Below are 12,447 nucleotides of genomic sequence, written 5' to 3' on the forward strand. Positions count from 1 at the left end.
CTGTTATCCAAACACCGGGTTGCGGTGGGGAACAGCGGCAGTAACGCCCGCATTGGCTCCGGGAATATCACGGGAAAGCTGTAACGGGCCGTACCGATGGAAAAAGCCCGGAACGGATGAGATGATATAAGCTGCCTGTTCCAGACAGGAGACGACCCGTTCCCGTGCAAGGCAGGCTGCTTCCGGGTGTGGGATGGTGCTGATGATACGCGCAGTTTTCAGAAGTTCAGCAGCAGTCTGCTCCGGTGCGTGGTGTAATGTTTTGAAAGATTTGAGTGCATCCAGCAGGGCGGTATGGGCAGAGGGGGCCAGAACGGTATGGCCAGCGTTCCAGCGAAGGCGTACAATCAATCGTCCAAGAGAGAGTGAGGCAAACGCGGCGTCTGTATAGCCTTTGCGGTCAACAGTTTCATCAAGAAACGAAAGGCGCATCATCAGGCGCGCAATTTTCTGTAATTGCAGGCTTTCCCACACCACCCATAAAATAGGCCGTTTTTGTGGGGCAGCGGCAAGGTGTTGCACACTGCGGGTAAGGGAAGAGACAAGCCGGGCAGCATCCAGCCTATGATCCGCCGGAAGAATAACGCGGAAGACCAGAACCAGCAGGACGCAGGCTGCAACCATGGTCATCCAGTTATTGGTCAGCGTCATGTCATCATACACAATAGGGTTGGTGACAGAGAGCATCATGGTGAAGAAAACGGCATAGCCAAACGCGCCAATACTGTAGCGCGGGTGGAATTGCAGCCACACGCCCGGCAGAAGAAAGAGGCACACCGTCATCCATAACAACGGATACCCGTCTATTCTGGGCAGGCCGATAACATGGCACAGAAAACTCGCTGGAATGGCAAGGGCCGTGCCCATAGCCATAAGGGGACTGGTTTTTGCGGCTGAAGGTGTCGTGGAGAGCAGGCTTGATGCGGCAACCACGTATAGCATCAGCATGGGCCCCGCGCTCCAGTGCAGAACATACCATAACATGCCAGCTAGCAGGGCAATAAACATGCCACGGGTGCCGTTGCGCAATGCCATGGGCCATTCCAGATAGGTGGCCATCTTCACAGAGGTTCTGCCCGGGCGGCGGGTTGTGATGTCATGCAGTGCCATATCGAGTTGCACCAGGACATCACGTGTGTTGTCCAGCGATGCCAGAACAGTTGGCGTGGGGTTCTGATGTTCCAGAAAATCCAGTTTTCTCAATGTTGCGTGGATACAGTCTGAAACGGGTTTGGGGTTATCCTGCCATCCGGGCTGCTCTGTCAGATCCAGAATATTTTTGAGGGTCTGTGCCACTTCCTGATGAACCTGACAGGAGGCACCGTTGGCAAGCGAAAGGTTGAGCCAATACGGGTGATAAGTCACAATCAGGCCGGTCAGGCGGCTTAGTCCAATACGCAGGCGGCTGACACGCGCCTGCATGTCCCGATCATCAGCTGCGGCATATTCAATGGCGGGGCCAAGGCCCGTCATGCGTGCCAGCAGGCGGCCTCTGCTGTCATATAATGGTTGGGGCAGGCCACGGAAGGCGGGCGTGGAAGAGGTATTTTCCAGTCCAGGCATCTGGTCTTCCATGGCCTCTGCGGCTTGAGCCGGAGAAGAGCGGTTACTTTCAGCAGAATGGAAAGAAAGTGCGTGGCGTACGGTTTCCCGAAAGGCGTCTCCCAAAGTGCTCAGAACCTGAGAGGGCTTGCGGGGTGTTGTCACCATGAACACAAAGGCGGTGACCACAACGCCTGTTGTGACAGCGGAGAGACGGCCCATTGCCGCCAGAAAAATGGAGTCCGGGTGCGCAAATGCTGGCGAGGACACAATAACAATGGTGTAGCCGGTCAGAACCGCAGCGTAGGCCCGGAACAGCCGCAGAAATGTGGCCACCATACAGGCCAGGCCCACAAAAAAGGCGAGTGCTGCATAATATAGCACAGGAGACTGCACGAATGCCGCCATGACACCTACGCTGATGCTTGCCCCAATAATCGTGCCAATGACACGCCACATGCTTTTGGAAACCATGGCCCCAACAGTGGGGTTTGCCACAATCAGAACAGTTGTGGCGGCGCTCATGGGAGACTGAAGCTGAAAGGTGAACGCCAGAAACAGGGCAATCCCGATCGCCAGAAAAACACGGGCTGTATAGGCAGCAGTGGCCAGCGTTGCGCGCCAGCGCTCATCATTCGTAAAAATGCTGGGGAACCAAGGGCGTATCAAAGTGGAGAGGGTGTCTGTCATGGTGAGACGGTTTTCATGAAAGGTCGGGCCGAGCGGAGTGGGTGTTCAGAAGCTGGTCGAGTTGCCCGATAAGGCTGCGGATATCCTCGGAGGGAAGTCCTTGCGTAATGGTCTTTTCCTCCTGTGCTGAAATATCATGAAACAGCGCACATTTTTTCTGGCCCTGTGAGGTCAGAATAAGCCGTTTTGCGCGGCGGTCTCCTGCGTCGGTCTGGCGGGAGATCAGCCCTTCTTTCTCCAGAAGATCCAGAACCCGAACAAGAGCGGAGCAGTCTGTATCCATGGCGTTTGCCAGATCACGCTGGGTTGCGCCATCAGGCATCATCATAAGGTACGCCATGGGGCGCATCAGAGCCACTGTCATGCCATGGGGGCGCAGGGCGCGCTCCAGTTTGGTGCGCCATATTGCCGCCAGCCGCATGACACGAAATGTCAGCGCCATGTCCTGAAAGCGCGTTTCATCAAGAGCGGAAAGGCCACGCAGGGCTTCCATTGTGCGGCTCCATAGTTAGCATAGATATATTTGACATGAAAAATATATTGATATGAATATATCAGAACCGCCAGAACGGTCAACGACCTTACATTTTTCCACAATTCGGCCACACTCCGCGCCGGTGAAAAGAGCTATGCAGAAGGTGGTCGAACCCGTTTTTACATTGCCTCCCTCACGAAAAAGGCCCTTATGCGTCATACATAAGGGCCGTGTACATCAGAGATGCTTCTGCGGGTGCAAGTGCCGCCTCACCCCTTTTGAGGAGCAGCCGAAGCGGGATCAGAAATATCCAATCCTGCAGCGCGTGGGGAGGGGGCTGGTCCGGGCCTGTCCAGATTTTCATACTGTTCGGGAGTGGATGGGACATCAATGCCGCCAGAGGGTGTTGGATGCCGTAACCCCTCATACTGGAAGCCGGTAAAGGTCATGGTCTGGTTTGGCGTGGGCAGCAGTTTGTCCTGCCAGCCGCCACCAAGAGCCCGCACCAGTCCGACAGAAGCTTGAAGGGAACGCGCTTGAATCTGCGCCTGCTCAATCCGGGCATCAAGTGTATTCACTTGGGCAATCAAGGCATCCAGATATCCGTCCGCGCCTCCTTTATAAAGAGTCATCGTTAGGTTCTGAGACTGCATGGCCGCCTCAACCGCCTGTTTGAGTCGTGCGTTTTCCGCCCGCAGCCGTGCGGTAAGGGAGAGGCCATTCTCAACATCCCTGAAAGCGGAGAGTACCGTTATACGGTAGTGATCCCGCTTTTCACGATAAGCGGACCATGTGCGTTGTAACTGCGCGCGCCGCAGTCCTCCTTCAAACAGAGGCATGGTGGCGGAGGCTCCGTAAGACCACATACTGTTTGCCAGATTGGCCAGATCAAAGCCGTTGCCATCAAAGCCCCCGTTGGCGTTGAAGGAAACGTGGGGATAAAATGCTGCACGGGCAATGCCGATTGTACGGTTTGCCTGCGCCATTTCGCGTTCAGAAACGGCAATATCCGGTCGCCTTTGCAATAGCTCAGAGGGAAGGCCTAGCGGCACAGTCGGTTCAGCATCGTCCTGCTGCGCAACAGCAGGAATATGGAAAGAGGAAGGGGAGGCGTTGACCAGTACGGCCAAGGCATGTTCCAGCACTTCGCGTTGTGCCTGTACGTCAAGCTGGCGAGCCTGTGTCATGTAAAGCTGGTTTTTGGCGCGGGCGACATCAATGCCCGTAGCGTCCTGATTATCAAGCCGTGTCTGGGTCACATGCAGCGCCTGCTGATAATAGCTGATGGACTGGCTATAAATCGCGTTCTGTGCATCCAGCCCACGAAGGGCAAAATAATCCGTTGCCACTTCAGCCTGAAGGCTCAGGCGCGCTGCTGCGTATTGGGCGGCCTGTTCCTGTGCATAATATTTCTGCGCCCGCACACGGTTACGAATAGCGGACCAGATATCAGGCTCCCAGCTTGCCAGACCACCATAATATTCATCAGTTGCAGTGATAGGACCTTTGTATCGGAAGAGCCTGTCCGCTGAACTCTTATTATCGCTTGACCCGAATGCCAGCGCAAAATGGGGTAACAGATCAGACCGTGCTTCCATAACAATGGCGCGGGCCTGAATAAAACGTTCAGCGGCGGCCTGAAGGTCCGCATTGCTCTCTGTGGCCTGTGTTTCCAGCGTTGTCAGGGTGGGGTCCGCAAACAGGGTCCACCAGTCAGACCGCAGGACTGTATCCTGCGGCTGGGCTTCCCGAAATAATCCTTGCCCATGCCATGAGGCCGGCACAATAAAATGCGGAGCCTGATAGGTGGGGGCCAGATCACAGGCGCTCAGGACTGTCAGCGCGGCAAGGGTGGTGCCTTTTAGAAGGATGTGCTTGCTCATTCGTCATCATCCCCATCGGTCTGGCTGTCCGCCGTTGCCAGATAGCCTTTTTCCGGCACGCTGAGCCGAACACTTTCTCCTTCCAGAAGATCCGCAGGAGGGTTGTTGATGATACGATCCTGCGGGCTCAGGCCTGCATCCACTTCCGTATAGGCATCAGACATACGGCCCACGGTAATTGCCTTGTAATGCGCCTTGTTTTGCGCATCGACCGTGACCACCTGCATACCTTTTTCTTCAAAAACCAGCGCCCCTGTGGGAATGGTGTAAATGCCCCCTTCCGCCGGTGCGGAAAGAGCGACAGAAGCAAAGGTGCCAGGCCAGAGTTTCTGGTCTGCGTTATCAATGGTGAATTCCGTTACTGCCGTGCGGGTATTGGGATCATACCCTTTGGCAATGGTCAGGAAACTGGCCGTAACAACCTGATTAGGGTACTGCGGCACGGTGACACGTGCTTTCAAACCCGGTTTCAGAACGTAGGAAAACACCTCTGGCACCGAGACAAAAAGCCGCATTTCGTGTGTGTCCGCCACGGTAAAGAGCTCGCTGGCTGTGCCGTTGGCGTTCAGGTTCCCCCCGCCCGCCGCAACATAGTCCCCAACGCTGATGTTTCTGGCGGTCACAACACCATCAAAGGGCGCTATGATGGTTTTGAATTTTTCCAACGCATCATAATGGTCCACATTGTGCTGCGCGGCTTCCAGCGCAGCGCGGGCGGATTGTTCATTGGCGTTCTGCACGGACACGGATTGCCCTGAAACAGCCTGTGATTTCCCCATGGACCGCCAGCGGTCAGCCGTAACGGTTGCCAGCCCATATTTGGCCTGTGCTACCTGAAGGTCCGCTTTGGCCTGAGCATATTGTGCATCCAGTCCGGGTGCGTTGATTTCAGCCAGAACATCCCCTTTTTTGACCGGGGCACCGTAGTCCTTATACCACATTTTCACATAGCCTGAGACCTGCGCATAAATGGGGGCTTCGTACCATGCGCTGATATTACCCGGCAGTGTCATGGACAACGTGGATGGGGCAGGTTTGGGCTGCACAACAGCAACATCCGGCACGCTGGCGTGTGTGGCATCCGCTTGCAGCGCAACTTCATTGTGCAGATGCTGGATTTCCAGATAGCCAACATACACAACCAGAGTGCAGAGCAGGGCGCCGACAAAAAGACGTTTTTTGGTAAGGGTGGACATTATGCAGCCTCCTTCCCGTTCTCGTGGCCCGTATCTGTCGGGCGGCGGGGTTTGGTGTGAGAGGTATTGTGAAAAATTGCGTAAACACAGGGAACAAACAGCAGAGTGGAGACTGTTGCAAAAATAAGTCCACCAATCACCGCTTTGCCCAAAGGTGCGTTTTGTGAATTGCTGGTCGCCATGGGCACCATGCCAATCACCATGGCGGATGCGGTCATGATCACAGGACGGATGCGGCCAAAACCAGCTTCTACGGCGGCAGAAAGTGCGTTGCCATGCAGGGCCAGACGTTCCTTGGCAAAAGAGACCACCAGAATGGAGTTGGCGGTGGCCGTGCCCATGCACATGATGGCCCCTGTCAGCGCCGGAACGGAAAGACGGGTCTGGGTCAGGAACAGGCTCCAGGCAATGCCAGCAAGGGCACCGGGAAGTGCGGAGATAATAATGAAAGGATCAAGCCAAGACTGGAAATTGATCACAATCAGCATGTAGATCAGCACAATGGAGACTACTAACCCTGCTATCAGTTCCACATAGGCACCATGCATGGTAACGGCCTGACCGCGGATATCCACAGCAGCGGTTGAGGGAAGATCAGCCTTGCTGTCAGCAACAGTTTTCTTGACACGGGCCAGAACGGAGCCAAGGTCAGTGCCTTCTGTTGAAACATACACATCAATTTCCGGCATGGAATTATAGTGTGAAACCTGCCCCGGTGTGCCGGTTGGCGTTACGGTGCTGATGCTGCCAAGAAGCTGCATGTCTGTGCCCTTGGGGTCATTATCTCCTTTATCAACCGGAATGGTCAGCAGATCATTGTAATGTGTGAGTTGGTCTTGCGAGACATAGACATTCAGTGGGAATGTAATGCCGCTTTTGGGGTCCAGCCAGTATTGCGGATCAACCGTCTGGCTGCCTGAAAGAGTCATCAGTTCATTATTGGCAATATCAGCTTCCGTCATGCCGGTCGCCTGTCCGAAGGTGCGGTTGCCCTGCACAAACAACGTGGGCGTTTTCATGGTTTGCTGAACAACCACATCCACCGCGCCGGGAATGGCACGCAGTTTGTTTACCAACAGACGTGCGTATTGGTAATTGTCACGAATATCCGGGCCAGAGACCTGAATATCAATGGGAGCAGGAGACCCAAAATTCAGAATCTTTTCAGTCAGGTCTGCAGGCTGAAAGGTGAAGACAGAGCCGGGAAATCTGGCAGAAAGATCCGTACGCAGCAGTTTGCGATAATTCCAGACAGGCGACGTTTCATCTTTGAGGGAGATAGTGAGGTCACAATCCTGCGTGCCAATGGATGGAGTAGGAATAAATGCCTGATTATGCGGGCCTTCCGGCAAGCCACAGTTATTGATAATACCCGAGACTTTTCCGGGCAGAATCTGCTCAATCCTGTCATCCACCAGAGCCACGATGCGCCCGGTTGTTTCAATGCGCATACCCAGCGGTGTGCGCATGTGCATCTGCATCGTGCCGGATTTGACTTCGGGAAAGAAATCCTGTCCCGCCATAAGGAACAGGCCCAGAGAGAGCACGGATGCGCCCAGAAAACAGGCTGCAAACAAGCCGCGCCGCACAATAATCCGTTCCAGAAGTCTCCCGTAACTTATGCGGAAATTATGAAAGGCATGTTCGAATTTGTTCTGGAAACGTCCCAGAACACCTTTCGGTAACGCCAGATGTTCATCACTATGCAAGCCCGGATGCACCTGTCCGGCCAGAAGATATTTGGCCATGGTTGGCACCAGAGTGCGGGAGAGAATGAAGGAGGCCAGCATGGCGAAAACAATGGCTTCCGCCATGGGCATGAACAGCCACCCTGCCACGCCACTCAGGCGGAAAAGGGGTGTCCACACAATGCAGATACACAGGGTTGAGACCAGCGTGGGAATAACAATCTGGTTGGCTGCATCAATAATGGCAGGCTCCAGTTCTTTCCCTTCTTCAAGGTGCGTATCAATGTTTTCGATCATCACCGTGGCATCATCCACCAGAATCCCCACGGCCAGAGCCAGGCCGCCCAGAGTCATGACGTTGATGGTCTGACCAGCCATCAGAAGGCAGATAATGGCGGTCAGAATAGCCAGCGGTATGGATGTGGCGATAATGAGCGTGGACCGCCACGAACCCAAAAACAGAAGCACGACAAGGCCGGTCAGAACGGCTGCGGTCGCCATTTCCCGCACCACATCCTGAATGGCGTCTTTCACGAAAATCGAGGCATCACTCAATATGGAAATATGCACGTCTGGCGGAACAAGTTTCTGAATGCGCGGGAGGAGTTCCTTGGTGCGTGCCACGACATCCAGCGTGGAGGCATCACCACTTTTCATGACCACTACTTCCACCCCCTGCCGGCCTTTGACCAGAACAAGGTTTGTCTGTGGGTGCCCGCCACGGTAAACCTGTGCAACATCATGCACGTAAATAACCGCATTCCCCACACGTTTTACGGGAATGTCTCCCAGTTCCTTCATGGAGCGCGGGGTGGCGTTGGTCTGCACCATCCAGTCCGTCGTGGCGATTTTCTGATCCCCGGCGGGCAGAACAATATTCTGCTTACGCAAGGCGTTCTGCACATCCATGGCGGATAGATGATGGGCCTGTAGCTGCTTCTGGTTAAGCGCCACCATGATAAAACTGTCCATGCCACCATAAGGATGTGGCAGAACGGCCCCTGGCACGGTCACCAGAATGGGGCGGATGCGTGTCATGGCAATTTTATACAGATCAGACGGTGTCTGTTTTTCAGAGGTGATCTGAAGCGCCAGCACAGGCACGGAAGATGCTTCCAGCCGCATGACCATGGGGGCAGGTATATTATCAGGAAGCTGTTTGATAACAGTTTGTGAAATGGCGGTTACTTCCGCCTCAGCTTCACCAATATCCGTGCCCGGCTGGAAATAGATGTTTACAATGCTCCTGCCGTAATAGGAGCTGCTTTCCATATGTTCTATGCCCTCCACTGTGGAGGTTACGGCCAGTTCATAATTGTAGGTGATACGGCCAGCAAACTCTTCAGGCAGCATCCCGCCGTAAGTCCATACCACGGACACAACGGGAATCCGGATATTGGGAAACACATCAGTCGGCGCCTGAAAAAGGGACAGTACGCCAAAAGCGAGAATAAGCAGCGAGAGGACGACAAATGTATAAGGTCGCTTCAGCGCCGTCACGACGATGGCGTTCATGCGTTTCCTTCCTTGCTGGAATCAGTGGAATTCCGCGCAAGATAGAATTGGACTTATGCAATAATCTTTTAAAAAAAATATTATCCTGTTAAAAAGAGTTTTATGAAAAGAACTCTATAAGAAATAGTTTTTATGAAGCGGAATTTACAGAATTACCGTGAACGTGATTTCCACTTTGCAGTTTTGGTTTTTCTTTCTTGTTTTCTGAAACTGCCGGTCTAAAACATTCCGCAATTCTATTGCTGCCGTCAGAACGTTAAGGGGATAACTGCTCTGGTTGGGGTAACCGTTTTTTCTTCCCTATGGTGAGAAGGGGTGTGTGTGAGGAGCCGTTTCTACTTGGAAAGGACACTAACCCCCAACCGTGTGATGAGCGCGCCTCTACCTAAGGACGGAAATAACCCCTTATCCCCGGTAAACCTTATGCAATCTCGCACGTTCACCATGGAGAAACTGCGGGTTGGTCGTTATGTCTCTTGTGATTGCAGGTAGGCGTTAGCTTTTCTTGTGGCGTGGATGTGAAATGGGCGGTCCCGTTATTATCCTTCTGAACCAATGAGCAGGACAAAACCATGAGTGCTGCATCTGCCAAACGGGTTCCTGTCTCTCTGATTACAGGCTTCTTGGGGGCAGGAAAAACAACCCTGATGCGTCATATTCTTCAGAATGTGCGGGGACATCGGGTAGCGATTGTGGTGCAGGCTGATGGGGCAATCGGCAGTGATACGGATTTCCTGCAGAAATGCGGCATGGAGGGATGTTGTGGGGAAGAGATTATAGAACTTCCCAACGGCTGCCTGTGTTGTACTGTGCGAGAGGATTTCCTTCCTATTCTGGAAGCCCTTTTGGATCTTGAGCACCCTCCTGAACATGTTGTGATTGAAACATCGGGTCTGGCTTTGCCGAGATCACTTCTGAAGGCTTTTGGTTCGCCTACCGTGCGTAATCGCGTCACGGTTGATGGAGTCATAACTGTATTGGATGCGTTTGCCGTGGCGTCTGGTCGTTTTGGAGACAGACCCGCCAAGGAGAGCAGGGCGACAGTCGCCGCAAAAGCCTCCCATCATGATGACCCTGTGGTGGCTATTTTTGAAGACCAATTAAGTGCGGCAGATCTGATTGTGCTGAACAAAACGGATTTGTTGGATGCGGCCGGGATAGATACGGTGGAAAAAGCCATCAGGCAGGTTGCGCCTCCGGCTGCCAGAATATTGCGCGCGAGCGAGGGGAAAGTAGATCCTGCCATCCTGCTGGGTGTGGGCGCAGATGCGAAGGCTGATCCCGGCGCATACTCTGCTTTTTCAGAGGGAGATGGCCACGTATTTGCACATGACGATTTTGAAAGGTTTGTGATCAAGGTGCCAGAGCAATCCAGTGTGGAGGGGTTTTTGACACTTTTGCAGGCCGTGGCCCGTAAATATGATGTGCTGCGCACAAAAGGCTATGCGGCGGTGCAGGGGCAATCCAAACGGTTGGCCGTGCAAGGGGTCGGCACGCGCTTTCGGCACGAGTTTGACCGTTCTTTAGCCGCAGGGGCCGATCGGATGGGACGTATTGTCATGATCGGTCAGAAAGGATTGAAGGAAGCTGTGCTGCGGGCAGCGTTGGTGGATGCGGGTTAATCCGTACGCTGAAATGTGAGTGGAGTATATCGGGCCGAGAGAAAAGCCTTCCCCCAACGTTGTGGCTGTTACATGAGGCTTGCTGAGAACGTCCCTCCATACAATATGATAGAGCGGTCTAAGGATGGAAGAAGCATGGGAGGGCATGGTGTGCGGCATAGTCTCTTAATATGCGGTAGGTGCCAGCATACGGTTCCGAATAGCGAGCGCGGCTTTCCCGAAAAGGTAAGACCCTCCTCCCTTTTGAAAAGGGGAGGACACAGTTACGTGTGGTTCCGCCTTTCTGCCTCATATCCGCTTTGCCAAAAAAGCAGGCGCTGAACGGGTATGATCCTGTTGTATGGGGCCGTAAGATAACTCTACGCCAGAGTATGGGCAGCGGTTGAATGAGATGGGCCGAAAGCCCAAGGAGAGAAGAATGGCGCAGTCTTTCCCTGTTTTATTGGTTCGGCATGCTCCGGTCCTGTTGCCGGAAGGGGTATGTTACGGACGGCAGGATGTTGCCCTCCGGCCCGGGTGGGAAGGGCTTGCCTCAGGGTTGGCTGTGCTGGCACAGGGGGCAGTATGCCGCATAATATACAGTTCGCCCGCCATGCGCTGCCGGGAGATGGCGCAGAAACTGGCCACCGCCACAGGTATGGAACTGAAAATTGATGAGCGTTTGGCCGAACTGAATTTCGGCTACTGGGAGGGTATGAACTGGCAGGAAATCAGCCGCGCTCAACTGGATGAATGGGCGGCAGATCCCGCCCGCTTTGCCCCGCCGGGCGGGGAAAGTGGCATGGCGCTTAGTCAGCGTGCCCGCGCTTTCTGGCAGGATATCAAGCAAGCTGGTGTGCCCGCCTGTGTTCTGTCTCATGGTGGTCCGCTGCGCGTGCTTAGCGCATTGGCGGAAGGAAAACAGCCGGAACTGCTGGCTCCGTCCATGCCGCAGGGGTCTGCGCGCCTGTTTATGGTGGCGCACCAGCAGGAACTTTTGGCGGAAGCCAGTTGTGCAGCAGAATAAAAGGGTATGAGGGGGCAGTGGCAGGAGACGGATCAAGACGGTGCCATTGTGGATAGTATGGCATGATGGGGAGTTATGATATCCGGAAGCCTCTCCCCGTTCTGTGCTCCTGGCAGAAATCTCACAGATTTTTAAGGCTTCTGTCAGAGAGATTCTATGAAAAATACAGATAAGACAAAAGAGACCATAAAAACTCATGCCAGATCAACCGATTGAACAAGAGCAAGCTGCACAGGCGCGCCATCGTGAGAAAATGCAGAAACGCAAGAAAATGCAGGATCAGGAAGTGGCCTCAAAATCCATAGAAAAGGGATTATTGATGGTCAACACCGGGCCGGGCAAAGGGAAATCAACCGCTGCATTTGGAATGGTGCTGAGAACATTAGGCTATGGCCAGCATGTAGTGGTGGTGCAGTTCATTAAAGGGGCATGGGATACAGGTGAACGTCGCGCCTTGGAGCGGTTTGATGATCTGGTGGAATGGCATGCCTTGGGCGAAGGATTTACGTGGGAAACACAGGATCGGAACCGGGATATTGCCGCGTGTGAGCGCGCATGGGCCGTAGCCAGACAGGCGTTTGCACGGCCCGATGTGGCGCTTGTGGTGCTGGATGAACTGAATGTGGCGCTCCGGTATGATTATTTGCCCATAAAGCAGGTGTTGGCAGATATTGCAGCGCGCGTGCCCGGCCAGCATGTGGTGGTGACAGGGCGGAATGCAAAACCAGACCTGATGGAGGCTGCTGATCTGGTAACAGAAATGGGGGCAGTGAAACATCACTTTAAAAATGGGGTGAAAGCGCAGCAGGGCGTGGAGTTTTGACAGCACG

8 protein-coding genes are annotated in these 12,447 nt (G+C 54.0%); 3 read left to right on the top strand and 5 right to left on the bottom strand.

Annotation, left to right across the window (positions count from 1 at the left end; translation table 11 throughout):
- Positions 1–3 precede the first annotated feature (3 nt).
- From AD944_RS15220 to AD944_RS15240, 5 genes are all read right to left on the bottom strand, one after another.
- Entirely contained in the window at positions 4–2,232 is a 2,229-nt protein-coding gene (locus AD944_RS15220; protein WP_045542964.1) for an FUSC family protein, read from the bottom strand.
- Between the two features lie 13 nt (positions 2,233–2,245).
- Entirely contained in the window at positions 2,246–2,725 is a 480-nt protein-coding gene (locus tag AD944_RS15225; protein ID WP_061474885.1) for a MarR family winged helix-turn-helix transcriptional regulator, read from the bottom strand.
- Between the two features lie 251 nt (positions 2,726–2,976).
- Positions 2,977–4,590, bottom strand: a complete 1,614-nt coding sequence (locus AD944_RS15230) for an efflux transporter outer membrane subunit (protein ID WP_045542965.1) — start codon at positions 4,588–4,590, stop codon at positions 2,977–2,979.
- On the bottom strand, positions 4,587–5,786 hold the full coding sequence (locus AD944_RS15235) for an efflux RND transporter periplasmic adaptor subunit (protein ID WP_045542966.1): 1,200 nt from the start codon (positions 5,784–5,786) through the stop codon (positions 4,587–4,589). The genes AD944_RS15230 and AD944_RS15235 overlap by 4 nt, the downstream gene beginning before the upstream one ends.
- Complete coding sequence (locus AD944_RS15240) at positions 5,786–8,989, bottom strand: efflux RND transporter permease subunit (RefSeq protein WP_045542967.1); 3,204 nt, start codon at positions 8,987–8,989, stop codon at positions 5,786–5,788. The genes AD944_RS15235 and AD944_RS15240 overlap by 1 nt, the downstream gene beginning before the upstream one ends.
- Before the next feature lie 572 nt (positions 8,990–9,561).
- Between AD944_RS15240 and cobW the strand changes: the two genes are divergently transcribed.
- From cobW to cobO, 3 genes are all read left to right on the top strand, one after another.
- A complete protein-coding gene (gene cobW / locus AD944_RS15245; protein WP_045542968.1) occupies positions 9,562–10,611 on the top strand; it encodes a cobalamin biosynthesis protein CobW in 1,050 nt (349 codons plus the stop codon).
- Positions 10,612–11,029: 418 nt separating this feature from the next.
- Positions 11,030–11,617 (top strand): histidine phosphatase family protein, encoded by a 588-nt coding sequence (locus tag AD944_RS15250; RefSeq protein ID WP_035377929.1) that lies wholly within the window; start codon positions 11,030–11,032, stop codon positions 11,615–11,617.
- 196 nt (positions 11,618–11,813) lie between these two features.
- The gene (cobO, locus tag AD944_RS15255) at positions 11,814–12,440 is read left to right on the top strand and encodes a cob(I)yrinic acid a,c-diamide adenosyltransferase (RefSeq protein ID WP_035377932.1); all 627 of its coding nucleotides are present in this window, start codon (positions 11,814–11,816) and stop codon (positions 12,438–12,440) included.
- Positions 12,441–12,447: the final 7 nt, after the last annotated feature.

It is taken from the genome of Acetobacter tropicalis (genome assembly GCF_001580915.1).
GTDB lineage: Bacteria > Pseudomonadota > Alphaproteobacteria > Acetobacterales > Acetobacteraceae > Acetobacter > Acetobacter tropicalis.

What these genes read in the sequence shown, in the direction of transcription:
- AD944_RS15230 (WP_045542965.1), bottom strand. Translation starts at nt 4,590, where the DNA reads ATGAGCAAGCACATCCTTCTAAAAGGCACCACCCTTGCCGCGCTGACA.
- AD944_RS15250 (WP_035377929.1), top strand. Translation starts at nt 11,030, where the DNA reads ATGGCGCAGTCTTTCCCTGTTTTATTGGTTCGGCATGCTCCGGTCCTG.
- AD944_RS15240 (WP_045542967.1), bottom strand. Translation starts at nt 8,989, where the DNA reads ATGAACGCCATCGTCGTGACGGCGCTGAAGCGACCTTATACATTTGTC.
- cobW (WP_045542968.1), top strand. Translation starts at nt 9,562, where the DNA reads ATGAGTGCTGCATCTGCCAAACGGGTTCCTGTCTCTCTGATTACAGGC.
- AD944_RS15235 (WP_045542966.1), bottom strand. Translation starts at nt 5,786, where the DNA reads ATGTCCACCCTTACCAAAAAACGTCTTTTTGTCGGCGCCCTGCTCTGC.
- cobO (WP_035377932.1), top strand. Translation starts at nt 11,814, where the DNA reads ATGCCAGATCAACCGATTGAACAAGAGCAAGCTGCACAGGCGCGCCAT.
- AD944_RS15225 (WP_061474885.1), bottom strand. Translation starts at nt 2,725, where the DNA reads ATGGAAGCCCTGCGTGGCCTTTCCGCTCTTGATGAAACGCGCTTTCAG.
- AD944_RS15220 (WP_045542964.1), bottom strand. Translation starts at nt 2,232, where the DNA reads ATGACAGACACCCTCTCCACTTTGATACGCCCTTGGTTCCCCAGCATT.